This is a genomic window from Novosphingobium bradum, assembly GCF_042646485.1.
Classification (GTDB): Bacteria; Pseudomonadota; Alphaproteobacteria; order Sphingomonadales; family Sphingomonadaceae; genus Novosphingobium; species Novosphingobium bradum.
The window spans coordinates 163,892-189,894 of sequence record NZ_JBHRTQ010000007.1 but is presented as its reverse complement, the minus strand read 5'-3'; the positions used below and the strand labels follow the sequence as shown (position 1 = coordinate 189,894).

Here is a 26,003-nt window from a genome sequence, read left to right as displayed (position 1 = left end):
CTCAGGCCGGGATTTCCGTTTCCTCCACCGTCGGGCGGCTTTCGCGGGTGCCGCGATAAAGTTCTTCGGGGCGCGCCGGATCGCCCGAGATCATCACATAGTCCTCATGGACTTCGACCAGGGTGCCGACGAAGGGGAAGCCCGCGAGGCTGCCGGTGACGCGATAGCTCACCATGTCGCCGACCTTGAAGGTCGCCGGATCGAAATTGAATTCGAACGGACAGGATTCGTCCGAGGTGCCCATGCCCAGCATTGCCTTGCTCCTTTGCCCGCAGGATAGTGCCTGCCGCGCGGGCAGGCAACGAAAAGAGCCGCCGGATCGCTCCGGCGGCTCCTGGAATTTCCGTCCGGAAGGCCGGATCAGCCGACGATCTCTTCCGGCTTGAAGAAGAAGGCGATCTCGATCGCGGCGTTCTCGTCGCTGTCGGAACCGTGGACCGAATTGGCCTCGATCGATTCGGCGCAGGTCTTGCGGATGGTGCCCTCGGCGGCATCAGCCGGGTTGGTGGCGCCCATCACGTCACGGTTGCGCTTCACCGCGTCCTCGCCTTCCAGCACCTGGACGACGACCGGGCCGGAGATCATGAACGAGACCAGCTCGCCGAAGAACGGGCGTTCCTTGTGGACGGCGTAGAAGCCCTCGGCCTGTTCGCGGCTCATCTGGATGCGCTTGCTCGCCACCACGCGCAGGCCCGCTTCCTCCAGCATCTTCGTGACCGTGCCGGTCAGGTTGCGACGGGTGGCGTCGGGCTTGATGATCGAGAACGTGCGGGTCACCGCCATGGTCAGTTCCTTGCAAAACGGGTTTTATGGTTGGCCTGATGGCTTCGGGGCGCCCCCTAGCCGGGAAAATGCTGCACCGCAAGGCGCCGGGGCGCGGACTTGCGCCCCTTGCCCCGCTCAGCCCGCCTCCGCCGCGCCCAGCGCCGCTTCCAGCCGCTGCGCCAGCAAGGGCACTTCGGCCAGCGAGCGCATCACGTCGTTGAGGTGGGTGCAGCCCTCGGTCCTGGCGAACTCAGTCAGCACCCGCTGGCGCAGCTCGCGCACCGGGGTGCCGACCACCCGACCGATGTTGAGCGTGGCCGCCGGGCAATAGCTGAAGGGCAGGATGCGTGGATCGGCCTCGAGGCTGGTGAGGGTCAGGCTCGCGCGGTCGATCGTGGCGCGCACCAGGTATTCGTGGACGGCGGTGCGCCCGCCCTCGGGCATCGGCGCGGAATCCTGGAAATGGGTTTCCACCCGGATCGTCGGCCCATCGAGGCTGACCTCGATCCGCCGCGCCCGGCGCGCCGAGGGGCCGTCCTGCACAGACAGGGCGTGCCAGGCGAAGGGATCGCCATTGCCATCGAGCGGCACCACGGTGCGGTTCATGTCCGGCAAGGTCCGCCCCCCCGGCTGGTAGACGGGCGATTCCGGGCTGAAGCCCACGCAGACGCCCATCATCTTGCGGCGATGCTGCTCGATCGCGCCCGATTCGGCCGCCGAATGCATCCGGTGCAGCCAATCATCGGCCCATTGCGACCAGGCCCAGGGCGCCACCAGGCTGGCCCCGGCCACATCGTCGAGCAGGAGATAGAGCGGGGTTCCGCCGCGCAGATCCTCGGGCAAGGCCTCGGCGATGGCGCCGCGCAACTGGCTGCCCGCGCGCGAGCCGACCAGCGCCGCCGTGCCGGGGCGCGCCGGCTCGGTTTCCAGCGCAAGGATCTGCCGGTCGGGCGTGACCGTGGCTTCGAACCCGCCCTCGGCCAGGACCGCCGGGATGGCCGGATCGGCCAGGGTCAGCAGGTCGCGCGCGCGGCCGACCATGTGCATCCTGGCGCGCATCCCCTCGGGCCAGAGGGTGTCGATGGTGGAGGTGCGGCGGACCGACCACGGCTGGCGCGGCGGCGTGGGGCCAAGCGGGCCGCTATGCGGCGGAATGGCGGCGGGATCGATGGTGGAAATGGGGGTAACTCCTGTGAGGCGATCAGATCACCAGCCGGCCGCGAATGGCCTCGCGCCGCGCCGCGTCGATCCCGAGCACCTGCTCGAGATAGGCTGTCATCGAACCGGACCGCTCGTCGATCGCGCCAAGGCAATTGGCCATGAACCGGGGGCTGACGCCAAGCAAGGCCATGATCGCATCGTCCCCGATCGGCTGGCCAGAGCTTTCCTCCAGCCGCCGCCGCAAGTGGGGCAGCCGCTCGGCGATGCCGGAGGCGGTATTGCTCAGCAGGTAATCGGCCATGGCATCGTCGGGGTGGACACCGAGCAGGTGGTGGGTGAGCCAGGCGAGGATGCCGGTGCGGTCCTTGCCGGCGGCGCAGTGGATCAGCATGGCCCCGTCACGCTCGGCCAGGGCGGCAAAATAGCGGCTGTAGAGGCTCACATAGGCCGGATCGTAGGGCAGGTGGCGGTAATGGGCGGCCAAGAACCCGGTCATCGCCTCGGCGCTGCCATCGCTGGTCCGCAGGGCCGCGAGGTGCGGCGCCTCGCGGCGTGGGCCGGCGGCGGCGGCATCGACCGGAGTCTCGATCACGTGGATCGCCAGGGTGCCGCGCCAGGCATTGGGCTGCTCGGCCCGCTCGTCCGGATGGCGCAGGTCGGTGACCATGGCCAGGCCCAGCCCGGCCAGCCGCGCGACATCGGCCGGGGTGGCCCGGGCATGGTGCGCCGAGCGGAACAGGCGCCCGGGGCGAAGCCGGCCGCCAGCGGTGGTCGGCAGGTCGCCATAGTCGCGGAAATTGTTGATCGCCTCCATGCGGATGACCCGCGCGGCGGCAGATGATTCGGTCATTCGCAAGGCTCCCCGGTGGTGCACGGCGGCGCGCCATCCGGCCGCGATGATGGGCCGGGCCGGCGCGCCGTTCAAGTGCTACCCGAGCTTCCCGCGCGAAGGCCGCACGGCCGGCCCGGTCAGCCCAGCGCCCCGATCAGGCCAGCGCCTTGTAGAGGCTGAACAGGCTGGTCGCGGTGAGCAGCACGCCGACCAGGGTCAGCAGGCGGCGCGGCGCGATGCGCTTGGCGATCAGCGCCCCGAAGGGCGCCGCCGCCAGCCCGCCGATGATCAGGCCGACCGCGGCCACGGTGAAGGCCTGCCAGCCCAGGGCGGCGATGAAGGTGATCGAGATGGTGGTGGTGAGGAAGAACTCGGCGGTGTTGACCGTGCCGATGGTGGTGCGCGGCTCGGTTCCCTGGACCAGCAGGTTCGAAGTGACCACCGGCCCCCAGCCACCGCCGCCCGCCGCATCGAGGAACCCGCCGACCAGCCCGAGCGGCTCGACCACGCGCGCCGCCTTGTGCTCGCCCCCGTGCTCCATCCGCCAGGCCCGCCACAGCAGGTAGAGGCCGATCCCGGTCAGGTAGGCCATGACGAAGGGCCGGGCCACGGCGCCATCGATGTGGGTGAGCAGGTAGGCGCCGGTCACCCCGCCGATCATCCCGGGGATGGCCAGCCGCGCGAACAGTTTCCAGTTCACGTTGCGGTGGAAGATGTGGCTGATCGCCGAGGCCGCGGTGGTGAAGGTCTCGACCACGTGGACGCTGGCCGAAGCGCGCGCCGGGGTGAGGCCGACCACGCTCACCAGCAGGGTGTTGGTGATTACGCCAAAGGCCATGCCCAGCGCTCCATCGACCAATTGGGCAACGAACCCCACCCCGACAAAGGGCAACATCGCCTCGAGCTGGGCGGCGGTAAGCTCTGGCAGTGGAAACATCGGGGGCTTCTCCGGCGGTCGGCAGAATCCATGCCACTTAATCTCTACCGATTGAGTAGGCAATAGGCTGATCGCGCGTCCGGCGTGGCGATCGGCCGTTTGTGCGGCGCCCTCTCGCCATCGGCGGCGCGCCGACCTATGCCGATGAAGGGCCGCGCCGGACGGGACAGCGGCTATAAGTGGCGGTTCAGGGCGGACGAGGGTGGGGCGGACGATGGATCATGGCGAAGGAGTGCACGCGGCCGAGCCTGGCCTGGCCGGCGCGCTGGGGCAGTGGCTGGACCGGCAAGGAGCCTGGCTCCACGGCGCCCTCGCGGGTCTGGTCCTGCTGATCTGCGCGGTGGGCGCGGCGGTCTTCACCATCGATCCGGACGAAGCGTGGATACTGCTCTCCACCTATCAGGTGTTCGGCCTGCCCGTCGCCGGCGCCGGGGCGATCGACCTGCCCACGCTCACCACCGGCGGACCTCATTTGCTGGTCCACGGCCTGCTGGGCCTGGCCACCCGCGCCATAATCGCGCACCGCCTTGTCTCGCTGGCCTGCCTGGCCGCGCTGCTGGGCCTGGTACTGGCCCTGATGCGCCGCCAGATGACCGAGCGCCGGGATGCCTGGTTGGGCATGGCCCTGGTCCTGGCCACGCCCGGCCTGCTCTTGCAGGGCGCCCTGGCGATGGCCGAGATCATGGCCACGCTCCTCCTGCTCGCCACGATCATCTACTGGGATGGCCGGGGACGGCTGAGCCTGGCCGGCACGGTCCTTGCCGGCGTGCTGCTTGGCCTGGTCTGCGCGACCCGCGCCAATGCCCTCGCCTGCGTGCCGGTCTTCGCCCTGTTCGCCTTGATCGACCGCGACAACTGGCTCGAGGGGCTGGTCCGCGCCGCCGCGCTCGGCTTCGCCGCCGTGGCGACCCATGGACTGTGCGTGGCGGGCCAGGCGGCGCTGTTTCCGGCAGGCAACTGGGGCAAGCTCTACGAATATCTCAGCCAGTCCACCGGCATCGGGGCCGGAAAGTCGCCGTGGCAGATGCTGCGCCATTTCTGGTTAGCGGCGGATTTCTTCCCGCCGCTGCTGGTCATTGCCGTGCTGGCCGGACTCTTGGCCTGCCAGGCGCGCGGCGCCGCCGGGCTGCGCCTGCCGTTGCTGATGGTGACTTTGGCCCTGGCCGGCGCGGCAAGCTGGGTCATCGCCGCGCCGATCCCGCAGGTGCGCTATGCCTGGCCCTTCGCGCCGCTGTTGTTCGTCGCGGCGGGCCTGGTGCTGGACCGGAGCGGCCTGCTCGCCCGGCCCCGGCAGCGCCTCGTGCTTCACCTTGGCGTGATCGGGCTGGTCCTGCTGCAGGTCGCGGCATCGCTGATCGCCCTTGGTACCGGCGACAGCCTGGTTGCTACCTACCAGGCCAACCGCCAGGCCGCTGTCACCGATCGCAGCCCCGACTGGTCGGCATCCCGCGACCAGCAAGCCCTGGCCCGCCGGGTCGCCGCCCTGCCCGCCGACGCGCGCCTGGTGACCCGGATCCAGCCGCTGGGCTTGCCGATCACCTACCTGTCCGGCCGGCGGATCGACGACCTCATGCCGTGGACCCCGGCGCGCCGGCCGGCCTGGCTGGTGGTCACGCCCGGCGACCGGGCCGTGTTCGACCCGGACGCGGCCCTCGCCCAGTGGGCGGCGCGCAACGCCGTCCCGGTATTTCGTTCGGGCGAATATGCGCTCTACCAGGTGGTCGGACCGGAGCCGTTCCCGCCGCCCTGATCAACCTTGCCGCGGTTTGCGGCCCGATGCGGACGGTTCGCGCGGGATCCCCGGGTTGCAATCCTTTGACACCGCCTTGCCCCACCTTTAGCGCGCGACGCTGACATTCGGAGTTTGCCATGGGCCATTCCCGTCGATTGCCCCTCTTGCGCGCAGTCTTGGCCGGCCGGGCAGGATCGCCCGCCGAACTGGTCGTCACGCTGGGCGGCGGCGCGCGGCGCCTTGGTGGCTGGCTCGATCACCGGGCGGTCTGGGTCTATGGCGCACTGATCGCGCTGGTCATGGCTACCTGCCGGCTCGCCATCGTCAGCTTCACCATCGAACCCGACGAATCCTGGATTCTCCTGTCGACCTACAAGGCCTTCCACCTGGCCCCGCCGGGCGCCGAGGGAATCCGGTTTCCGACCATCACCAGCGGCGGGCTCCATTTGCTGGTCCACGGCCTGCTGGGCCTCGCCACCCGCGCGATCCTGTTCCACCGGCTGGTCTCGCTGCTGTTCCTGGCCGGATTGCTGGCCATGGTCTTCGCCCTGCTCCGCCGCCGCGGCACCGGGCGCGGCCAGGCGGCCATGGCCACGGCCCTGGTCCTGGCGACGCCCGGGCTTGTCCTGCAATCGGCCCTGGCCATGGCCGAGATCATGGTCACCGTGGTGCTGCTGGCCACCGCGATCCACTGGGAGCGGCGGGGGCGGCTCAGCCTGGCGGGATCGGCGCTGACCGGAATGCTGCTCGGCCTGTCCTGCGCCACGCGAACCAACTGCCTGGTGGCCATGCCGGTGTTCGTGGCCTTTGCCGCGCTCGATGCCGAAGACTGGGCGCGCGGCCTGTCGCGCGCCGCGGCCCTGGCGGCCGCCGCCCTGGCCACCTATGCCCTGGGCGTGCTTGGCTATGCCGCGCTGTTCTCCATCGGCGATTGGAATGGCTTCAAGGCGGCGATCCTCGGGGCGACCGGCGTTGCGAAGGAAAAGGGCCTGGGCCAGCGGATCCCCGACATTGCCCTGGCCGCGGACTTCTTTCCGCCATTCCTCATCGCCGCCTTGCTGGGCGCGATCGCCGCCTGCCGGCCGCGCGGGATCGAGCCCTTGCGCCTGCCCCTGCTGCTGGTCGCCCTGGGCCTGGCCGGCGCCGCCGCTTGGGTGGCCAAGGCACCGATCCCCCACGTGCGTTATGCCTGGCCCTTCGCGCCGTTCCTGTTTGTGGCCGCGGGACTGATGGTGCCGCTCACCGGCCTGCTCGCGCAAGGCTGGACGCGCCTGGCCCTGCACCTGTTCGTGATCGCCGCGGTGCTCCAGCAAACGGCGACCTCACTGGTCTACATCAACACCGGCGACAGCCTGGTGGCGGTCTACCAGGCCAACCGGCAGGCGATCCTCTCGGGCCGGATGGCCAGCCATTCCAGCGCCGCCGACCAGCAGGCCATGGCCCGCGCGCTCGCCGCTCTCCCCGCGCAGGCAGAGGTGACCACCCCGACCACGCCGATGGGCTATCCCCTCACCTACCTGTCAGGGCGGGAGATCCGCGGCGTCCTGCCCTGGAACGACGCCGGAAGCGCCCCCCGCTATGTCCTCCTCTCCCCCGGCGACTTCGCCGTGTTCCACCCCGACGCGAAGACCATCGCCTGGCTCCACCGCAATGGCACCCCGGCCTTCCACTCGGGCGAATATGCGCTCTTCGCCATCACCGGGCACGAACCCTATCCGACCCCCTAGGCCGGCCTGCTCCGTGAGCAGCGCCGAACGGGGGCTGCAATCGTGCATCGCATGGTCGCACACGGTCGGCGCGCGCTTCTCCACCATCGGACGGCTCACATTCGATTGCCTGGATCGAAAAGGAGAACTACGTATGAAGCCCGCCGGATCCACAACAGTCGAACCCGCATGAGAATTCGCGATCTGGTGATCAGGGCTGCTCACCTTGGCCAATCCCGAGCAAGACGCGCGAAATCTGCATCGCGCCGTTCCCTCAATGCGGTGGAACTGCCGGGCAGAGATGGCCAATCGCAGCCAGGTGCCGCCGACCGATGGCAATTCCTCCGGTTCTGCATGGTTGGCGCGGTCAATACATCGTGCAGCCTTGCCCTGATCTGGTCGCTCATGGCGGCAGGGGTGGGCAAGTACCGTGCCAACCTGGCCGGCTATGCCGTGGGCATTTGCATCAGCTTCCTGCTGAACCGAAGCTGGACTTTCCGCGAGTCCGGCCACTTCAGGCTGGGACAAGTCGCCCGGTTCATGACCGCATTCCTGCTGGCCTACCTGTGCAATATTGCCGCGATCGCCCTGTCGATCGAACTGGGGATCAATCCCTACCTTGCACAAATAACCGGCATCCCGGCATATACCTTGAGCTTTTACGTTCTGATCAACCGATTTGTCTTCTCCAATAATTTGCGGTGCACATGACCGTTCCCGAGCGCCTGACAACCATCAGCATTGTTGTTCCAGTCTATTCCGGCGAGGACTACCTGCGCCGGCTCGTCGAGAGCACTTTAGAAATCAAGACAAACTGGGAGAATGGGGCGCTTCCGGTGCGAATCGTCGAAATGATCCTGGTCGACGATGACGCGCGCGACAATTCACCAGCCATCATTGATGCGCTCGCCCGCGAATACCCATGGGTCACCGCCTTGCACCTTTCCCGCAACTACGGGCAGCACGGTGCCACCGTGGCGGGAATCCTCTACAGCTCGGGGGACTGGGTGGCGACGCTCGACGAAGACCTGCAGCACCCGCCCGCCAGGTTGCCCAGCCTGCTGGCCCATGCGATCCGCTCCCGAGCCGACGTCGTCTATGCAAGCCCTTTATCGGGCGTCCATCGCAGCCGGTTTCGTGACTGGTCATCGCGCGGGGCCAAATGGCTGGTGCAATTCGTCACGGCCAACGCGCACCTCTCCTTTGCCAACAGCTTCCGCTTCATCCGCGGCGAAACCGCGCGCTGCTGCGCCAGCGTCGCGATGCACGATTCCTACTTTGACGTCCTGCTCACCTGGTTCACGCAGCGGATCGTTCCGCTCGAGATGGACCTTCGTGACGAACGGTACATCCGCACCGGCAAGAGCGGATATCGCTGGCACACCTTGCTTTCGCACGGGTGGCGGCTGCTGTTTTCAAGCCAGATCCGCGTCCTCCAGGCATCGACCATTTTCGGCGCGATCATCGTGGTCCTGTCCTTCGCCTATGGCGTGGGGCTGACACTGGCAAAGATCATCAATCCAGATTCGATTGTGGTCGCCGGCTGGCCTTCGCTGATGGCGGTCATCACCTTCCTGGGCGGGTCGATCATCGCCCTGCTCGGCATCGCCCTGCAATATATCTCCACCCTGGTCCTGCGCGCCCACGGCAAGCCGGCGTTCTTCGTGATCGACCGATCGGGCGATGATGTTCTCCTGAAACACTTTCCTCCCGTCGGGCCATGAAAATACTCGCCCGGCCCGGCGCCTCCGGGGCAACCCGTCGGGTGGCCCTGTTTGGCGGCGGCTTGATCGGCTCGGCCATCGCCAGGGCGCTCGGCCGGGCCGGGTTCCAGGTGCGCGGTGATCACCCCTATGATTGGCACAATGCCACGAAGCGCTCGCAGGAGCTGGCCAGCGTTACGTCCGCGCTGAGCCGAATCTCGCCTGGCGGCGAGGAATCCGGCCGCATCGACCTTGTCTGGGCCGCCGGGACCAGCGGCTTCGGATCAAGCTTGGAGGAAATGGACGCCGAAACCGCATTGGTCACCGAACTGGCACTGGTCTGCCGGCAGCTCGGTTCGCCCCCGGAGGCGCCGCGCATCGCCTTCCATCTCGTCAGTTCGGGCGGCGGGCTCTTTGAAGGCATGGCTCCGACAGGCCGGACGACCGAACCCAGACCGCTGCGGGCCTACGGCAATGGCAAGCTCGCCCAGGAGCGATTGGCAAGCGCGCTGGCCGACACCATCGCGGCTGTCCGGATCTACCGGCCAGCCTCGGTCTATGGCTTCGCTCCCGGCGCCCGTCGCGGCCTCATTGCCGCGCTGATCGCCAATGCACTGACGGGGCGCCCCACGACAATCACCGCAACGCCGGCGACGCTGCGGGACTATGTCCTGTCGGACGACATCGGCGCCTTTATCGCAGCCGAGATCGACCGGGATGAGGACGGCCTTGCCACGCACCTGCTGGGCACGGGCAAACCCTCGACCATGCACGAGGTGCTGACGACCATCGAGGATCTGCTCCAGAAGCCGGTCCTTCGCAGCTTTGACCCGCACCCAAGCAATGGCCTGAACTTCTCCTATGCGCGTTCGGCGCTGCCTTGTGGCTTTTACGCCGCCCCCCTCGCCCTCGGCATTGAGCGGACCTATGCCCGTATGAAGCACCAGGCAGCCCGCGCTGGGCGGCGCTGAATGTCCTGGCCTTGCCGGTATCGTCTGCAAGTTCCTGGAATGCCTATGGCAAATGACTAGTTTCAAACGGCAAAGCCCTTGGCTAATATCGTAGCAAGGACGATGCCATGAGCCCCTCCAGACAAGGCCCGTGCCGTCATCGAATGTGGGCGTGAACGCACAGCTGCCCGATCAGCTCCCCAGCATGACCGCACGTCGGACGGGTTGGGCGAGACCGCCGTCGCGGCACGCCGGAAACGGGCCGCCGACTTTTCCCGCTCACCTGGCTGCCAACCGACGGTTGCATGGATCAAAGGCCGGACAGCCAAGGCACCACTCCCGTTCGGATAGGAAGAGATTGCCCCTGCATCAAAGAGATTGACGTAGCCCCGCCCCAGATGGCAAGCGGCCCTCCGGCCGGAATCTCGGCCAGCACGCGGGTATAGCTTAGTGGTAAAGCACCAGCCTTCCAAGCTGGCTATGCGGGTTCGATTCCCGCTACCCGCTCCAATTTCCTGTCCGCCGATGTTCGCATTTGTCTGGACAGGCCCCAGAAATCCACGGTATTTAGCGGTTATCAGGCCGCAAGCGTTCACCCGCGTTCGCATTCAGCCGCCGACTGGTGGGGGTATGTTTGGGGGGTGTCTGCAACAGGCCAATTCGATACCCCCAGTCGTGGGGGTATCCGTTGGGATCGAATCCCCGGAGAGGCTGGCTGAAACGTGGCGCTAACAGACATTGCAATCCGCAACGCGAAGCCCGGTGAAAAGGCGATCAAGATGGCGGACGGGGCGGGTATGTTCCTGCTAGTGACCCCGGCAGGCGGAAAGCTCTGGCGTCTCAAGTATCGCATCGACGGGCGGGAAAAGTTGCTGGCTATTGGGGCCTATCCAGAAATGGGCCTGAGCGATGCCCGCAAGCGGCGCGAGGAAGCGCGGGCATTGATCGCCCAAGGCAAAGACCCTTCGCGCGAAAAGCAGCGCGACAAGGTGCGGTCACGCATACAGGCGGCAGATACTTTCACCGCCATCGCCAATGAGTATAGCGCCAAGCGGAAGCGCGACGGTGAAAAGGGGTGGTCGCCTGCCACGGCCTCGCGCAGTGAATATCTGCTGTCTCTCCTGAACCCCAGTATCGGGAAGCTGGCGATTGCGGAAATCGAGCCTGCCGATGTGCTGGTAGCGGTGCGGAAGATTGAAGCAAAGGGCAATCTGGAAAGCGCGCGGCGCACCCTGCAACTGGCGAGCATGGTTTTCCGGTATGCCGTCGCCACTGCACGGCTTCGTTCGGACCCTACCCGCGATCTGCGGGGCGCTCTCACCGCCCCCACGGTGACGCACTACGGGGCGATAACGGATGCCAAGCGAGTTGGCGAACTGCTACGCGCTATTGATGGATTTGAGGGGCAGGGCCTTACCAAGCTTGCACTGCAAATCGCGCCCCACGTTTTTGTCCGCCCCGGCGAACTACGCCATGCCGAGTGGAGTGAGATTGATCTGGACGATGCGCTCTGGATAATCCCAGCGGCAAAGATGAAAATGCGCAAGGCCCATGCCGTGCCGCTCTCGCGCCAAGCCGTCGAATTGTTTCGGGAAGTGCAGAAGGCGAGTGGACCAACCGGCTACGTGTTCCCCTCGATCCGCACCCGGTCCCGGCCCATGAGTGAAAACACCATCAATGCCGGTCTGCGTCGGCTGGGCTATGCCAGCGACGAAATGACAGCGCACGGTTTCCGGGCCATGGCTTCCACGCTCTTGAACGAAAGCGGCAAGTGGCATCCCGACGCTATTGAGCGCGCTCTTGCCCATGGCGACGATGACAAGGTGCGCGCGGCCTATCATCGCGGTGCGCACTGGAATGAGCGGGTTGAAATGGCTCAATGGTGGTCGGATTATCTTGATCGGCTACGCAAAGGGGCGAATGTTGTGTCATTTCCCCTGACCGCTTGATGGAATCGCCGCTTGCCCCAATATTGAAAGCGCCACCATGCTTTTTACAGTTCTGATTGCAGCGCAATTAGCTGCCGCCACATCGGCACCCTCTGACTTGCCCACACTTAGAATGACCATAAAGAAGGTGTCCGATCAAACTTTCGAATGCATGGACGAACAAACTAAAGTTCAATTAGGCCGCCAAGAAGAATCGGCAACTCCCGACTCTGTAGTCGATTTGGCAATGGAAACATGTAGTCACCTCAGAAATTATTACGCTAATGCGCTCGTTGAATCCGGTATAGAAAAACATTCTGCAATTGACTTAACCGATCAATGGTTCAATTCACTGAGGGAAGCTTACAGGAGGCATGTAGAAGAATGGTTATTAGATCCAAAAATATCCGATCTTAGGGTGAAGTTACTTCTATCAAAAATGCGAAAATGTATAGACGCGAAATCATCCGATTGGTCACGTCTGGGTGACGCGGCAGAAACTGTGGGAAAGGCTGCTGTAACTTCATGCATATCCTCTTCCGCTCCGCTTCGACCGTTAGTCGTTTACTATCTTCGCAGCAAAAAAATTCCAGAATCGAACGCGGAATCGGTGATGGATAACATTGAAGGAACAATGAAAGACGTAGCTGTGCAAACCGTTATATCCAAACGGGCGTCACGACTTCCTAAGCGTTAAGATGGCTGCAAATGTCCGACATGCCTTGTGAATTCAGCGGGAACAATGGGCGGTGCTGAATGTGGGAGGCTCAGGCCTTTCTGGCGCTGCCTGACTCAAGCAACGTCGGCATGGAAGCCCCAATTGATAGTAGGTAACGATGGAGCTACGGATAAACAAATGCCAACCTTGGGCTCACGCACTGACTGGCCGATTGACGACGCCCTAACATGGATCGTGGATCGAAACGAAGATCGGATTGGTAAATCCGCATCCCGCCCCCCAGTCTGGCCGCTAGCAGCATTCGCCCTCATTTTGGCGATAGTTCTGCGTGGATTGAAGCCGCCAATGCATTACTTATGGCTTTGAGGTCTGGCCAAATTCAGGCGCGATACCAAGGCGCGAACTACATTGAGACGCTAATTGCTGCTGGATACTGGAATGACACGACAATAGGTGACTTTGACCGGAGTGATCCTAAAGTCATGCTGTCTGCCGCAAGCGTGCGTGACGTGTTCCCGAACCCCGGCAGGTGCGATGCGATCCAAGTCACTGGCGCGAAGGGTCGTTCCTTAGCCGCTGGCGAATCCGAGCGGCAAACCGCGCTCCCTCGCATGCCCGAAGCCATACTGACAGCTTGGTGGACAGCCTTGCCGGCAGAGGAACGACGAAAGGCGCAAGTTGAACTCGTGACGATGTGCCGCACCGCGCATCCCGGCTACGCAATTTCGCGGCAGCGGATTCGTGACCTTGATCCCGGTCGAAAACGGGGACCGAAGCCAATTCGCGAAATTCGGCCCGCCTAATTGACGCGAAATTAGACGGCGCTTTTTCGCCCCCTGATGATGCCCTCGTTCACGACGCACGAGGCGCTCCAATGCAGTCCCATGATGTTCCCAAACTCGGCTATTCAATCCGCGAAGCCTGCCAAGCTTCCAGCCTCGGGCGTACCACGCTTTACAAGCACATTGCCGCTGGCCGCGTGCAGGCGGTTCGAATCGGCGGGCGAGTCATCATCCCGGCGGAAAGCCTTCAGGCACTGATCGCGGGGGAGGCGTGATGGCAGAGGAGTCGTCAGAGTCCTCCCTGCTGTTTCCAAATGTCGAGCCGTGCCCTTCCGTGGTAGATGGCGCGCAACTGCTTGACGATCTTGTCGCGAGGTTCAAGCGCCATTCCATCCTGCCGCCGCACGGCGCAGAAACGGTGGCTCTTTGGATTTTGTTCGCCTGGGCCTTCGATGCGTGGGCCATCGCGCCCTTGCTGCAAATCAGTGCACCAGAGCGGGCATCCGGAAAAAGCCGTTTGCTTGAACTGATTGGCACTCTGGTCCCCAAGCCGCTCGCAACAGGTTCCATCTCAGCCGCCGCGATGTTCAGGGTGATTGAGGCACACGGCCCGACGCTGCTAGTCGATGAGGTCGATACCTTCCTGAAGGAAAACCGCGAGCTGGTCGGCGTGCTCAACAACGGCCACCTGCGAAGCCAAGCCTATGTCGTCAGGTGTCATGGCGATGAACACGAGGTAAAAGCTTTTCGTGTTTGGTCCCCAAAAGTTCTCTGCGGGATTGGCGAACTACCCGACACGCTCGCCAGCCGTTGCATTTCGATCCAGATGAAGCGCAAGCGAACAGATGAAAAGGTGGAACGACTTCGCGCTGATCGGCTAGAATGGGCAGTAAGCCTTAAATCCCGGTGCGCGCGATGGGCTGCCGATTGCATCGAAGGCTTGCGCGAAGCGGACCCGGAACTTCCCGACGAACTGGATGACCGCGCACAGGACAATTGGCGGTCACTGATCGCTATTGCTGATTTGGTGGGCGAAGGCTGGCCGCAAAAGGCGCGTGCTGCTGCTATCGGAATTTCCGCACCTCAGGCAACAGGGAACGCAACCCGAGGCGTCCAGCTACTGAGCGATATACGGCTGGTGTTCGAACAAGGGCAGGTCGCCGCGCTCGCTCCCGAAAAACTCGCGGCAGCGCTCCGAAAGCTACCCGATGGGCCATGGGCGAGCATGAGCATCGGCACCGGGCTGAACACGCAACAGATTGCGAAGATGCTTGCCCCCTACGGCATCCAATCCCGGCGAAACCATGATGGCCGGTTCTATGACCGGCGCGGCTTTGAGGATGCATGGGCGCGATATTGCCCCGCCCCTCTCCCAAAAGCCGTCGCAGGTGTCGCGCCCGACACGCAAGCAGGCGTGGAGGCCATCGCCGCCAATTCGCATGATGGAGGAAAAGATGACTAAGATAACCGAAGATCACATGAAAATACTCGCTGCGCTCGCGGCAGGCCTGAAAGAGGCTGACCGACTAAACCGTCAGTCTGAATTACCTGATATCGTTGCTACCTTCGATGCCCAGTGCGCACTAAACAGTTTGCAGGAGGCAGGATTCAGGATTGTAAGAGCGCACGATGCCTAATTGTCTGTTCGGGCGGAACTGGCCAGTCCGGCAACTCTCAAACGCGCAGTTTGCAGTCGCTCCGCAAGGTTGATGTTGATTTCCGACACTGAGTGCGAGGCAGCAAGGGCCGGCTTTTCAACTCGCAGCGCCCGCCCCGCTGCCATGATCCGAATTTCCAGAGGCACGTCCGGGTTGCGGTAGACCGCTTGCAGGAAGGCATGGGCATCGCCCTCGAACCCCTCGTTTATGGAAGCAGCCGCTTTGCGGCTGGCTGCTTCCAACGCCAATGTCTTGTCGTTCTTCCGGCCCGGCGGACGACCGGGGCCGGGCTTGTAGTTGCCCTGCCGCTTGGGCTTCGGGATCGTGGCTGTTGCGGGCATCGGTGAACCTTTTAACCATATTCAGAGGTATTATATTACCTCAATCTGTGGGCACGCGCCAGAGGTAGGCAAACCAACCCGACAAAATCGCCCGAGTAGCGACATCTGAGCAGCGTTATCGCCGACCACCATATCGGGTACGCGGCCACAAAATTTGCGAAGGGGGACGTAAACGCGCGAGCCCCCCGGTATGCGGCGAAAGGGGGTAGGCATGGGTGGAAAATTACAGACGGCACGGGGACCAATGCTGCCGCTCTTGCAGGGGTAGCCCTTCGCGGGGCTTACCGCCGGGTTTGGTCGCCCATGTTCGCCGCCATCCAACGAACTTGGGGGTATGATTGGGGGTATCTACAAAAATTACCGGTGGAAACATGGCTAAATATCGCCATTTTTGTCCTATTTTGCGGTTCCCGCTACCGCTCCAAATGCATGAAATTGAACGGATATTCTGCCACCCTAGCCAGCGCCGGCGGCGTTTCCCAGGGCTGGCGGATTTTACCCGGGCAGAACCGTGCTTCGTCCGGCTGATGATCGACACAGGATGGTGCCGCTTCCCTTGCGCGCATCGGGAAACCGAATCCTTGTCCCGATGGGCAGTGCTTTGGGAAGGTGGTGCCGCTTAGGTGATTCGAACACCTGACCCCATCATTACGAATGATGTGCTCTACCGACTGAGCTAAAGCGGCGTACCCGTGGGCCGATTGGCTGCCGGGCAGGGCGGCGCTTTAGCCAGCCGTTTCGGGCATGGCAATGCCTTAAACGCAACGTGGCCCGGTTCGCCGGTGCCGGTGTTCAGCCGGCCCTGGTCCAGCGGCCGCCTTCCTGCTTCCAGAAATTGCGTTCCAGCCCCTCGCGTTCGCCCAGGCTGCGCCAGCAGGCGCGGGCGGCCTCCAGCGTGGCGGCATCGAACACCAGGAAGGCGCGGTCGAACCGGGCCGGGTCGGCCGCCTCGTCGCGCCACAGGCCATCGGCCAGGGCGACGAAGCGGGCGCCGTTGGCCGGATCGACCGTTTCGGCCAGGAGCACCGGCTGGCGCTCCTCGTGCCCGGCGCCGGCGCGGCCATTGGCGATGAAGGTGGGCTCGCCGCCGCGCCCGGCGCGGCTCCACAGAGCCTGGCCGATCGCCTCCAGCCGTTCGGCCCCGGAGGCCACCACCAGCAGGCGCTGGCCGCCGGCCAGAGTCTTTTCCGCGAGCATGGCCACGATGGCTTCGGCCGGATCCCGGCTGACCTGGTAGAAATCGACCTGCACGGCGCCCGCTCTCCCGCCTGCCGCCAGGCTCAGCCGTTCAGCCGGTCGCGCACGTAGCGATCGAGCAGGCGCACGCCGAAGCCGCTGGCGCCCTTGTCCCAGGTTGGCCCGGGCTTGTCGGTCCAGACCGTGCCGGCAATGTCGAGGTGCGCCCAGGGCGTGCCCTTCTCGACATAGCGCAGGAGGAACTGCGCCGCGGTGATCGAGCCGCCGAAGCGCGACCCGGAGTTCTTCATGTCGGCGATCGGACTGTCGATCATCTTGTCGTAGGCCGGCCCCATCGGCATCCGCCACAGATGATCGCCGCTGGCCTTGCCCGCGGCATCGAGCGCGCCGGCCAGGGCATCGTCATTGGAAAACAGCCCGGCCTGCTCATGGCCGAGCGAGACGATCATCGCGCCGGTCAGCGTGGCGAGATCGACGATCGCCGCCGGCTGGTATTCGCGCTGCACCCAGGTCAGCACGTCGCACAGCACCAGCCGGCCTTCGGCATCGGTGTTGATCACTTCCACCGTCTGGCCCGACATGGTCCTGACCACGTCGCCGGGGCGCTGGGCCTTGCCGTCGGGCATATTCTCGACCAGGCCAACCACGCCGACCACGTTGGCCTTCGCGCCGCGCCGGGCCAGCGCCAGCATGGTCCCGGCCACGGCGCCGGCGCCGCCCATGTCCCACTTCATGTCTTCCATGCCGGCGGCCGGCTTGATCGAAATGCCGCCGGAATCGAAAGTCACCCCCTTGCCGACGAAGGCGGTGAACGGGGCATCGCCGGCGTCGGTTTTCGGAGCGCCGCGCCACACCGCCGCCAGCAGGCGCGGCGGGCGCACCGAGCCTTGCGCCACGCCGAGCAGGGCGTTCATCCCCAGCGCGGCCATCTCGGCTTCTTCCAGAACGCGCAGTTCCAGCCCGGTGCCGGCGAACCGTTCCTGGCAGCGGGCGACGAAGCTTTCCGGATAGATCACGTTGGCCGGTTCGGTCACCAGCTCGCGGGTGAACTCCACCCCTTCGGCCACCGCGCTTTCGACCGCCCAGGCCGCCTCGGTGCCGTCCGGCGCGCCAACCGCCACGATCGCGGCCAGGCTGGGCTTCTGTTCTTCCTTCAGGCGGGTGCGATAGGTATCGAGCCGCCAGCCGCGCAGCCGCGCGCCCAGCAGCACCGCGGCCGCTTCCTGGGGCGAAAGCCCGGCGCCCGTGAAATCCAGCACCATGACCGTCTCGCCCGAGGTGAGATACTTCGCGGTCAGCCCGGCGCCGGCCTTCTCAAGCGCGCCGGCGCGATCGGCCCCGGGCGCCCCGGCACCGGCGAGCGCCACGCGCACCACCGCGCCGCCGCGCTCGGCAAAACCATCGAACACCTGACCGGTCTTGCCGGCAAAGCGCGAGGCCCGGGCCGCTGCCGCCAGCACCGATTCCAGCCCCTGGGGCAAATTGTCCTGGTTGCAGACATGGGCCACCAGCTTCGCTTCGGCGGGCACGTGATCGGCGAAGGTGATCTTCATGGAAACTCCGGACGGGGAAACGGGCGGAAAAACGGGCGGGGCGAGCCCCGAAACAGGGCCGCGAAAAGGGTTTGCGGACCAGCGGCCTATTTTACGCCGCTTGCCCGATTGCAGTTAGGGCGCGGCGGTGCGATAGGCAAGCCATGCTCCCTGCCCCGACCCGTGCCACCAGCCCTGCCCCGCGGGACAGCGGACCGCGCGACAGGTGGGGTCAGGCGTGGTGCGCGCGGCCTTTGCCCGGCTCGCTGTGGGCCAGTTGCGCGGCCGCGCTGGCGCTGCTGCTCGCCGCCCCGGCCCGCGCGCAGGCGCCGGTTGTCATGCCGGCCGTCGATACCCCGTCCACCGCCAGGGATGACAATGCCGGGGCCGACAATGCGCCGATCGCCTTCGAGGCCGGCGAAGTCTCCTATGCCTGGAACAGCGATGTGGCCACCGCCACCGGCGCGGTCGTGCTGCGCCGATCCGGGCCGTCCGGCCCGCAGTCGGTCCGGGCCGACCGGGTCACCTGGAACCGCAAGACCGGCGTGGTCGAGGCCACGGGCAACATCCGCCTGGTCGACGAGAACGGCAACCAGATCTTCACCGACCGGGTCGAGCTGACCGACGAGCTCAAGGCCGGGGCAATGCAGAACCTGCTGATCGCCCTGCGCGACGGGGGCCGGCTCGCCGCCGCCACCGGCCGGCGCGATGCCCAGGGGCGGATCGTGCTGGAGCGCGCGGCCTATTCCGGCTGCCCGGTGGAGGACGAAGACGGCTGTCCGCGCCAGCCCACCTGGCAGGTCAATGCCCGCCGCGTGGTCTACGATCCCGAAAAGCGCGAGATCCATTTCACCGGCGCGCGGCTCAAGATCTTCGGCCTCACCCTGATGCCGCTGCCGGGCCTGGCCATCGCCAGCGACGGGCGGCCGATCAACGGCCTGCTCATCCCCGACATCCAGGTGACCGCCAACAACGGCATCCAGATCAGCGATGCCTGGTACCAGCGGCTCGGCGCCAACCAGGATCTGGCGGTGACCGGCTACCTGTTCACCCAGGCCCTGCCGATGGTCTCGGCCCGCTACCGCGCCCTGCTCGACGCAGGCGCGCTCCAGGTGACCGGCTATGCCACCCGCAGCCGCCGCACCTCGGTTTCGGGCACGACGACCGGCGCTTCGTCGGTCACCGATTTCCGCGGCTATATCGCCGCCAACGGGCGCTTCCAGTTCACCCCCGAATGGAGCGTGACCGCATCGCTGCGCCTGGCGAGCGACCGCACCTTCCTGCGCCGCTACGACATCAACCGCGACGATCGCCTGCGCTCCACCTTCGAGCTGGAGCGGATCGGGCCGAACAGCTACTTCTCGCTCTCGGGCTGGGCCACGCAGACCATGCGAGTGGGCGACCGCCAGGGCCTGGTCCCCGTCGCGCTGCCGGTGATCGACTGGCGCAAGCGGCTGGCCGATCCGGTGCTGGGCGGGCGGATCGAGCTTGCCGCCAACAGCCTCGCCATCACCCGCACCGCCGGGCAGGATACCCAGCGCGCCTTCGCCCGCGCCCAGTGGGACCTCACGAAGATCCTGCGCGGCGGCCAGGTGGTCAGCCTGACCGCGCTGGCCCGGGGCGATATCTACCATTCCGACCAGAACGCGCTGACCGCCACCGCACTCTATCGCGGCAATCCCGGCTGGCAGGGCCGGGCCATCGCGATCGGGGCGGTCGACGTGAAATGGCCGCTGTTCGGCCGGGCTTTCGGCGGCACCCAGGTGCTGACCCCGCGCGTCCAGCTGGTGGCCAGCCCGCCGGTCCACAACCTGGCCATGCCCAACGAGGATTCGCGCGCGATCGATCTTGAGGATTCCAACCTCTTCGCGCTCAACCGCTTCCCCGGCTATGACCGGGTGGAAGACGGCGTGCGCCTGACCTACGGGTTCGACTGGCAGCTTGATCGGCCGGGCTGGCGGGTCAAGTCCACCCTCGGCCAGTCCTACCGCCTTGCCAGCCAGGCCTCGATCGTACCCTCGGGCACGGGCCTGGCCGATCGCCTGTCCGACGTGGTCGGCCGCACCGAGGTGCGCTTGCGCGACGTGGTCAAGCTGACCTGGCGCTACCGGCTCGACAAGGACAACCTCGCCATCCGCCGCAACGAGATCGACGCCACGATCGGCAGCGCGCGCACCTATGCCGAGATCGGCTACCTCAGGCTCAACCGCGACATCACCCAGGTGGAAGACCTCCAGGACCGCGAGGAACTGCGCGCGGCCGGGCGGGTGGCCTTCGCCCGCAACTGGTCGGTGTTCGGATCGGGCGTGATCAACCTGACCAACCGCGCCGAGGATCCCACCAACAAGTCGGACGGATTCCAGCCGATCCGAACCCGGGTCGGCGTGGCCTATTCCGACGATTGCATCGAACTCGCCCTCACCTGGCGGCGCGACTATATCGCCACCGGCGATGCCGGCCGCGGCAATACGGTGCAGATCCATTTCGCGCTTCGGAACCTCGGTTTCCGCTAGGGGCGGCGGGGCCGGCGGGTTCCGCGGTCGATAAGCCCCCACTTCCTGTTTGCGCCCACCGGTAAAACCGCTATCGACCGTGCGCCCATGCTCAGGTCCGGTTCAGCCGCTCCGCCGCAATCGCTGGGCAATCGGGAGCAGGTGCGCCAGGCCGGGGGGTCTGGCCTTGCCCCCGCAGACAGGAACGACGCCAAGGTGAAGAAAATCACGCGCATTTCCACCCTCCGCAAGATCGTCCTCGGCCTGTCCGTGGCGGCCGTGGCCACGGTTTCCGCCGCCCAGTCCGCCAACCCGGGTGCGGCCGAGGCGCAGACGGCTGACTCCCAGGGGACCATCAGCATTCCCGATGGCGTGCAGATCTTCGGCAAGAACGATCCCAACCATCGCCGCGCCACCGCCATCGTCAATGGCGACATCATCACCGGCACCGATGTCGAGCAGCGCCTCGCCCTTGTCCTCTCGGCCAACCAGGCCAAGCCCTCGGCCGAGGAGATCGATCGCCTGCGCCTGCAGATCCTGCGAAACCTGATCGACGAAACGCTCCAGATCCAGGAAGCCAAGGCCCAGGATCTCAAGGTCGACGATGACGAGGTCGAGCAGACCTACCAGCGGGTGGCCCTGCAGAACTTCCGCCAGGATCCCAAGGCGCTCGACGCCTACCTCGGCCGCATCGGCTCCTCGCCCGCCTCGCTCAAGCGCCAGATCCGCGGCGAGATGGCCTGGCAGGCGGTCCTGCGGCGCAATGTCCAGCCCTTCGTCAACGTCAGCCAGGGCGAAGTGCGCGAAATGATGGACCGGATGAAGGCCGCCAAGGGCACCGAGGAATACCGCCTGGGCGAGATCTTCCTTGCCGCCACGGCGGAAACCCGCCCGCAGGTGGCCGAAAACGCCCGCAAGATCATCGAGCAGCTCCAGAAGGGCGGCAGCTTCGTTGCCTATGCGCGCCAGTATTCGCAGGCCTCCACGGCGGCGGTCGGCGGCGATCTGGGCTGGATTCGCCTGGCCCAGTTGCCCACCGAGCTGGCCACCGCCGCGCAAGGCCTGCAAAACGGCCAGTTGGTCGGCCCGGTGGAAACCAGCGGCGGCTTCTCGATCCTCTACCTGATCGACAAGCGCCAGGTGCTTACCGCCGATCCGCGCGATGCGCTGCTCGCACTCAAGCAGATCTCGATCGATTTCCCCGCCGGCACCACCGAGGCCCAGGCCACCAAGCGCGCCGGCGAATTTGCCACGGCCATGAAGAACGCGCGCGGCTGCGGCAATGTCGATGCCGTGGCCCAGCAGCTCGGCGCCCAGGTCGTCACCAACGACCAGGTCCGCGCCCGCGACCTGCCGGCCCAGCTCCAGGATGCCCTGCTCGCGCTGTCACTGGGCGAAACCTCGCCGCCGTTCGGCACGATCAAGGATGGCGTGCGCGTGCTGATGCTGTGCGGGCGCGATGATCCCAAGGTCGATAGCGGCCCCACCTTCGAGCAGATGATGAGCCAGATCGAGGATGACCGGGTGAACAAGCGCGCCCAGGCCTACCTGCGCGACCTGCGCCGCGACGCGGTCATCGACTACAACTGAAGGCCGCGCCGATGGCCAAGCCCCTGGCGGTCTCGCTCGGCGATCCCGCCGGCATCGGCCCGGAACTGCTGGCCACGGCCTGGGCGGCGCGCGAGGTGCATCACCTGCCGCCGTTCTTCGCCGTGGGCGGAGCCGGCCTGCTGGCCGCCGCCGCGGCCCGGCGCGGGCTGGACGTTCCGATCCGCCACGTGGCCGATCCGGCCGAGGCTGGCACCGCCTTCGCCGAGGCCTTGCCGGTGCTTGGCGACGATGACGGCCCCTATGACCCGGGCCAACCCTCGCGCCAGGGCGCGATCCTCGCCCTCGCCTCGCTGACCCGCGCCGCGCAGCTTGCGGTGAGCGGCGAGGCCGGCGGCCTCGTCACCGGCCCGATCGCCAAGAGCCGCCTGGCCGAAGTGGGCTTCACCCACCCGGGGCAGACCGAATTCGTCGCCGCTGCCTGCGGGGTGAGCGCCGGGAACGCGGTGATGATGCTGGCCGGCCCCTCGCTGCGAACCGTCCCGCTCACGGTCCATGTCGCTCTCGCCCAAGTCCCCGGCCTGGTCACCCGCGAGCTGATAGAGCGCAAGGCCCGGATCGTCGCCGCCGCGCTGCGCCGCGATTTCGGCCTGGCCCATCCGCGCCTGGCCATCGCCGCGCTCAATCCCCATGCCGGCGAGGATGGCCGCATGGGCGAGGAGGATCGCGCGATCATCGCGCCGGCCATCGCCGCCCTGCGCGAGGCCGGAATCGATGCCAGCGGCCCCCACCCGGCCGACGCCCTGTTCGCGCCGCACAACCGCGCATCGTTCGATGCCGCCCTGTGTATGTATCATGACCAGGCGCTCATTCCCCTGAAAGCGCTCGATTTCGATTCCGGGGTCAACATCACCCTCGGCCTGCCGATCGTGCGGACCTCGGCCGATCATGGCACCGCCTTCGCCATCGCCGGCAAGGCCGAGGCCCACCCCGGCGCCACCATCGCCGCGATCCGCATGGCCGGGGACTGCGCCGGCCGCCGGGAATTGGCCGCATGACCGGGCAGACCCAGTTGCCGCCCTTGCGCGAGGTCATCGCCGCCCATGGCCTTTCGGCCAGCAAGGCGCTGGGCCAGAACTTCCTGTTCGACGAACAACTGCTCGCCCGTATCGCGGCCATTCCGGGCACCCTGAAGGACCGGCCGGTGCTGGAAGTCGGCCCCGGCCCCGGCGGCCTCACCCGCGCCCTGCTGCGCGCCGGCGCCCGCGTCACCGCGATCGAGATGGACCGCCGCTGCCTGCCGGCCCTTGCCGAACTGGCCGAGGCCTTTCCCGGCCAGCTCACGGTGATCGAGGGCGATGCGCTCAAGCTCGATCACGCGGCGCTGTTTGCCGAGCCCTGGGCGATTGTGGCCAACCTGCCCTACAATGTCGGCACGGCCCTGTTCACCGGCTGGCTCTCGGGCGAGGCCTGGCCGCCGGCGTGGTCCTCGCTCACCCTGATGTTCCAGCTTGAAGTCGCCAATCGCATCGTCGCCGAGCCGGGGACCGACGCCTATGGCCGCCTTGCCGTGCTGGCCCAGTGGCGCAGCAAGCCGAAGCTGGCGATGAAGGTTCACCGCAGCGCCTTCACCCCGCCGCCCAAGGTGATGAGCGCGATCGTCCACGTCGAACCGGCCGAGGCGCCGGCCGGCGTTTCGGCGCGGATGCTCGAACGAGTCACCGAGGCCGCCTTCGGCCAGCGCCGCAAGATGCTGCGCCAGAGCCTCAAGGGACTCCCCGGCGCGCTCGACGCGCTGGCCACCCTGGGGATCGATCCCGCCCGCCGCGCCGAAACGCTGAGCGTGGATGAATTCGTGGCCGTAGCCCGAGAACTGACCGCCTGATCAGCGCCGCCCGCGCGGAGGGGGACCAATCGCGGGGTGGTGGAACGGGACCTGCCCCACCAGGCCGCCGCGTCGGCCACACTTACACTTTCCAGGCTGTTAACCACCGCTTCCCCCGGAACGCGGCACATGGCATGATCGTTGCCTATCGGTAACAAACCCCATGCGGGGTAATCCGCAGGGCCAACGGGAACCGGGTCAGGATATGTTGCACAGGATCGGCCGCCTTTTCATGATCAAGACCCGTATCGAGGCGTTCCTGATCATCTATGCCCTGGCGCTCGGCGCCACGGCGCGCGGCGCGCACTATCTCCAGCAGTATCCGGGCTTTGGCGGCAAGCTCCTGTTCCTGGCCACCACCGGCGCGGTGTTCATGGCCGGCGCCAAGATTCTCGATTGCCTGAAATACGAAAAGGCCGAGAAGCTGCGCCGCGACATCGAGACATTCTGAACATTCTGACGACCAGGGCGCCGGCACGCGCGCGCATTCCGGGAGGAAATCGGCAGCGGCGGCGCGCTATCGCAGTGCGGGAAAGGTGGGACGATTCTGTTGCCCGGCTCGTCCCCAGCCGCTGAATTCCCTTCTGTTGCCCGGTGGGTTCAACCGCGTTCTGGCTTTGTAACTTCAGGCCGTTAGGCCCTAGAATTACGCGGCAAGAGCAAGTGCGTCGTTGTCGTTGGCACTTGTGAGTTTTGAGCCTTGAACGGGTTACTCAGCCCGGGTGAAAACTGCGCTTTTCAACACACGTCGATCCTAGTTCGGCCCCGTCAACTTTTCCGCCCCGACCGAAGCCGGACACGGAAAGGATGGTGGAGCCGCCGGGTACCGCCCCCGGGTCCGCTGCGCCTATTGCACGCCGCAATTTATCACCATAGCCGACCGAAGCCGGCGACGGCGGATATAGGGGGCCGATGCCCGGATGAAAAGGGGCGCGCCAAATATCCTCCCCATGCATGGGGAGGATCAGGTGCTCACTTCTTCAGCGCGTCGCGGATTTCGGCCAGCAGTTCCACCTCGCTCGGCCCGACGGGGGCGGCGGCGGGGGGCGGCATCAGCTTGTTGGCCTGGCGCACGATCAGGAAGATCGCGAAGGCCAGGATCAGGAAGTTGATGATCGCGGTGATGAAGGCGCCGTAGCCCAGCATGGCGACGCCGGCGGCCTTGAGCGCGGCATAGGTCATCTCGCCCTTGTAGTCGGCCGGGATGGCGCCCAGCAGCACGTATTTCTGCGAGAAATCGATCCCGCCGGTCAGCGTGGAGATCGCCGGCATGATCACGTCGTCGGTCAGCGAACTGACGATCTTGCCGAAGGCCGCGCCGATGATCACGCCGACCGCGAGATCAAGGACATTGCCGCGTGCGATGAAGGCCTTGAATTCGGAAAGCATATCCGTTCCCCTTTATTGCAGGATATTGTGCGCCAGACCCTTGGCCGGCAGTTCTGCCCGCAAAATCGCACCGGCGCAATCGTGCCCGCATGATCGTCGCGCTTGAACCGCGCGGGCCGCGCACTATGTTCGGCGCATCGGCCCGCCCCCGGCGGCCGCAGTGGAGGGATCACCCGTGCCTGCATACCGCCTCAAGCTTGCCGCACCCGTCATCGCTGCCAGCCTCATGCTTTCCGGTTGCGGGATCAATGCGGTCCCCACGGCGGAGGAAGCCGCCAAGGCCAAGTGGGCCGATGTCCAGGCCGCCTTCCAGGAACGCGCCAACCTGATCCCCAACCTGGCCGCCGTGGCCAAGGGCGCGGCCGAACAGGAAAAGGGCATCCTGGTCGGCGTGACCGAGGCCCGCGCCAAGGCCACCTCGATCCAGGTCACCCCCGGCGACCTCACCGATCCGGCCAAGATGAAGGCCTTCCAGGACGCGCAGAACCAGCTTTCCGCCTCGCTCGGCGGGTTCGGGCGCCTGCTCGCCAATGCCGAAGCCTATCCCGATCTGAAGTCGATCACCAATTACCAGATGCTGCAGAGCCAGCTCGAAGGGCAGGAAAACCGCATCCGGGTTGCCCTGCGCGATTATAATGGCGCGGTGCAGGACTATAACACCACGATCCGCACCTTCCCCTCGGTCATGGCCGCCAAGGTGATCTACGGCGCCAAGCCGATGGTCCCCTACCAGGCGGTCACCCCCGGCGCGGAAGTGGCCCCCAGCCTCGAAGGCAAGCTGTAAGG

Annotated in this window: 26 protein-coding genes, 2 tRNA genes and 1 other RNA gene; 18 read left to right on the top strand and 11 right to left on the bottom strand. The window is 66.1% G+C overall.

The features are described 5' to 3' along the window. Position 1 precedes the first annotated feature (1 nt). The 5 genes from ACFOD9_RS06870 to ACFOD9_RS06850 form a co-directional block, all read right to left on the bottom strand. Positions 2-253 carry a hypothetical protein gene (locus tag ACFOD9_RS06870; RefSeq protein WP_379509347.1) on the bottom strand — a complete coding sequence of 84 codons (252 nt, stop codon included), beginning with the start codon at positions 251-253 and terminating at the stop codon, positions 2-4. Positions 254-360: 107 nt separating this feature from the next. Then, positions 361-783, bottom strand: coding sequence for a nucleoside-diphosphate kinase (gene ndk, locus ACFOD9_RS06865; protein ID WP_379509346.1), 423 nt, complete (start codon positions 781-783; stop codon positions 361-363). A gap of 117 nt (positions 784-900) precedes the next feature. Further along, a complete protein-coding gene (locus tag ACFOD9_RS06860) occupies positions 901-1,824 on the bottom strand; it encodes a DUF2889 domain-containing protein (RefSeq protein WP_379509345.1) in 924 nt (307 codons plus the stop codon). Between the two features lie 142 nt (positions 1,825-1,966). Then, positions 1,967-2,776 carry a tyrosine-protein phosphatase gene (locus tag ACFOD9_RS06855; RefSeq protein WP_379509344.1) on the bottom strand — a complete coding sequence of 270 codons (810 nt, stop codon included), beginning with the start codon at positions 2,774-2,776 and terminating at the stop codon, positions 1,967-1,969. A 136-nt stretch (positions 2,777-2,912) separates the two neighbouring features. Next, positions 2,913-3,695 carry a sulfite exporter TauE/SafE family protein gene (locus ACFOD9_RS06850; RefSeq protein WP_379509343.1) on the bottom strand — a complete coding sequence of 261 codons (783 nt, stop codon included), beginning with the start codon at positions 3,693-3,695 and terminating at the stop codon, positions 2,913-2,915. A gap of 214 nt (positions 3,696-3,909) precedes the next feature. Here ACFOD9_RS06850 and ACFOD9_RS06845 point away from each other — a divergent pair, with 214 nt between their 5' ends. From ACFOD9_RS06845 to ACFOD9_RS06795, 11 genes are all read left to right on the top strand, one after another. Continuing rightward, positions 3,910-5,445 carry a hypothetical protein gene (locus ACFOD9_RS06845; protein ID WP_379509342.1) on the top strand — a complete coding sequence of 512 codons (1,536 nt, stop codon included), beginning with the start codon at positions 3,910-3,912 and terminating at the stop codon, positions 5,443-5,445. A gap of 146 nt (positions 5,446-5,591) precedes the next feature. Continuing rightward, positions 5,592-7,154 (top strand): hypothetical protein, encoded by a 1,563-nt coding sequence (locus ACFOD9_RS06840; RefSeq protein WP_379509341.1) that lies wholly within the window; start codon positions 5,592-5,594, stop codon positions 7,152-7,154. Between the two features lie 168 nt (positions 7,155-7,322). Next, complete coding sequence (locus ACFOD9_RS06835) at positions 7,323-7,844, top strand: GtrA family protein (RefSeq protein WP_379509340.1); 522 nt, start codon at positions 7,323-7,325, stop codon at positions 7,842-7,844. Further along, the gene (locus ACFOD9_RS06830) at positions 7,841-8,857 is read left to right on the top strand and encodes a glycosyltransferase (protein ID WP_379509339.1); all 1,017 of its coding nucleotides are present in this window, start codon (positions 7,841-7,843) and stop codon (positions 8,855-8,857) included. The genes ACFOD9_RS06835 and ACFOD9_RS06830 overlap by 4 nt, the downstream gene beginning before the upstream one ends. 41 nt (positions 8,858-8,898) lie before the next feature. Continuing rightward, positions 8,899-9,807: an NAD-dependent epimerase/dehydratase family protein gene (locus tag ACFOD9_RS06825; protein ID WP_379509338.1), complete on the top strand. Its 909-nt coding sequence runs from the start codon at positions 8,899-8,901 to the stop codon at positions 9,805-9,807. 415 nt (positions 9,808-10,222) lie between these two features. Further along, positions 10,223-10,296: transfer RNA gene (locus ACFOD9_RS06820), tRNA-Gly, on the top strand. 212 nt (positions 10,297-10,508) lie between these two features. Then, positions 10,509-11,735 carry a tyrosine-type recombinase/integrase gene (locus tag ACFOD9_RS06815; protein WP_379509337.1) on the top strand — a complete coding sequence of 409 codons (1,227 nt, stop codon included), beginning with the start codon at positions 10,509-10,511 and terminating at the stop codon, positions 11,733-11,735. Between the two features lie 37 nt (positions 11,736-11,772). Next, positions 11,773-12,411, top strand: a complete 639-nt coding sequence (locus ACFOD9_RS06810) for a hypothetical protein (protein ID WP_379509336.1) — start codon at positions 11,773-11,775, stop codon at positions 12,409-12,411. Between the two features lie 856 nt (positions 12,412-13,267). Then, a complete protein-coding gene (locus ACFOD9_RS06805) occupies positions 13,268-13,450 on the top strand; it encodes a helix-turn-helix domain-containing protein (protein ID WP_379509335.1) in 183 nt (60 codons plus the stop codon). Next, positions 13,450-14,637: a DUF3631 domain-containing protein gene (locus ACFOD9_RS06800; protein ID WP_379509334.1), complete on the top strand. Its 1,188-nt coding sequence runs from the start codon at positions 13,450-13,452 to the stop codon at positions 14,635-14,637. The genes ACFOD9_RS06805 and ACFOD9_RS06800 overlap by 1 nt, the downstream gene beginning before the upstream one ends. Beyond that, positions 14,630-14,812, top strand: coding sequence for a hypothetical protein (locus ACFOD9_RS06795; protein ID WP_379509333.1), 183 nt, complete (start codon positions 14,630-14,632; stop codon positions 14,810-14,812). The genes ACFOD9_RS06800 and ACFOD9_RS06795 overlap by 8 nt, the downstream gene beginning before the upstream one ends. Here ACFOD9_RS06795 and ACFOD9_RS06790 read toward each other — a convergent pair. Next, the gene (locus ACFOD9_RS06790; protein ID WP_379509332.1) at positions 14,809-15,174 is read right to left on the bottom strand and encodes a hypothetical protein; all 366 of its coding nucleotides are present in this window, start codon (positions 15,172-15,174) and stop codon (positions 14,809-14,811) included. The genes ACFOD9_RS06795 and ACFOD9_RS06790 overlap by 4 nt on opposite strands. Positions 15,175-15,477: 303 nt before the next feature. On the opposite strand from ACFOD9_RS06790, the gene ACFOD9_RS06785 reads away from it, so the two are divergent. Next, on the top strand, positions 15,478-15,702 hold the full coding sequence (locus ACFOD9_RS06785; RefSeq protein ID WP_379509331.1) for a hypothetical protein: 225 nt from the start codon (positions 15,478-15,480) through the stop codon (positions 15,700-15,702). Positions 15,703-15,784: 82 nt separating this feature from the next. On the opposite strand, the gene ACFOD9_RS06780 is transcribed toward ACFOD9_RS06785, so the two are convergent. The 3 genes from ACFOD9_RS06780 to ACFOD9_RS06770 all read right to left on the bottom strand — a co-directional run bounded on the left by ACFOD9_RS06780 (position 15,785) and on the right by ACFOD9_RS06770 (position 17,924). Then, positions 15,785-15,860, bottom strand: a tRNA-Thr gene (locus ACFOD9_RS06780). Between the two features lie 106 nt (positions 15,861-15,966). Continuing rightward, complete coding sequence (locus ACFOD9_RS06775; protein WP_379509330.1) at positions 15,967-16,425, bottom strand: DNA polymerase III subunit chi; 459 nt, start codon at positions 16,423-16,425, stop codon at positions 15,967-15,969. Between the two features lie 29 nt (positions 16,426-16,454). Then, positions 16,455-17,924: a leucyl aminopeptidase gene (locus tag ACFOD9_RS06770; protein ID WP_379509329.1), complete on the bottom strand. Its 1,470-nt coding sequence runs from the start codon at positions 17,922-17,924 to the stop codon at positions 16,455-16,457. 143 nt (positions 17,925-18,067) lie between these two features. Between ACFOD9_RS06770 and ACFOD9_RS06765 the strand changes: the two genes are divergently transcribed. The 5 genes from ACFOD9_RS06765 (at position 18,068) to ACFOD9_RS06745 (ending at position 24,279) form a co-directional block, all read left to right on the top strand. Then, on the top strand, positions 18,068-20,416 hold the full coding sequence (locus tag ACFOD9_RS06765; protein WP_379509328.1) for an LPS-assembly protein LptD: 2,349 nt from the start codon (positions 18,068-18,070) through the stop codon (positions 20,414-20,416). Positions 20,417-20,611: 195 nt separating this feature from the next. Then, on the top strand, positions 20,612-21,985 hold the full coding sequence (locus tag ACFOD9_RS06760) for a peptidylprolyl isomerase (protein WP_379509327.1): 1,374 nt from the start codon (positions 20,612-20,614) through the stop codon (positions 21,983-21,985). A gap of 11 nt (positions 21,986-21,996) precedes the next feature. Beyond that, complete coding sequence (gene pdxA / locus ACFOD9_RS06755) at positions 21,997-23,001, top strand: 4-hydroxythreonine-4-phosphate dehydrogenase PdxA (RefSeq protein ID WP_379509326.1); 1,005 nt, start codon at positions 21,997-21,999, stop codon at positions 22,999-23,001. Further along, positions 22,998-23,828 (top strand): 16S rRNA (adenine(1518)-N(6)/adenine(1519)-N(6))-dimethyltransferase RsmA, encoded by an 831-nt coding sequence (gene rsmA, locus ACFOD9_RS06750; protein ID WP_379509325.1) that lies wholly within the window; start codon positions 22,998-23,000, stop codon positions 23,826-23,828. The genes pdxA and rsmA overlap by 4 nt, the downstream gene beginning before the upstream one ends. Positions 23,829-24,033: 205 nt before the next feature. Further along, the gene (locus ACFOD9_RS06745; protein ID WP_379509324.1) at positions 24,034-24,279 is read left to right on the top strand and encodes a hypothetical protein; all 246 of its coding nucleotides are present in this window, start codon (positions 24,034-24,036) and stop codon (positions 24,277-24,279) included. Between the two features lie 122 nt (positions 24,280-24,401). On the opposite strand, the gene ssrA is transcribed toward ACFOD9_RS06745, so the two are convergent. Together ssrA and mscL are read right to left on the bottom strand one after the other, a co-directional pair. Next, positions 24,402-24,759: a transfer-messenger RNA gene (ssrA, locus tag ACFOD9_RS06740) on the bottom strand. A gap of 41 nt (positions 24,760-24,800) precedes the next feature. Next, the gene (gene mscL / locus ACFOD9_RS06735; RefSeq protein WP_379509323.1) at positions 24,801-25,217 is read right to left on the bottom strand and encodes a large conductance mechanosensitive channel protein MscL; all 417 of its coding nucleotides are present in this window, start codon (positions 25,215-25,217) and stop codon (positions 24,801-24,803) included. Between the two features lie 226 nt (positions 25,218-25,443). Between mscL and ACFOD9_RS06730 the strand changes: the two genes are divergently transcribed. Then, positions 25,444-26,001 carry a LemA family protein gene (locus ACFOD9_RS06730; protein WP_379509951.1) on the top strand — a complete coding sequence of 186 codons (558 nt, stop codon included), beginning with the start codon at positions 25,444-25,446 and terminating at the stop codon, positions 25,999-26,001. The last annotated feature ends 2 nt before the right edge of the window (positions 26,002-26,003 follow it).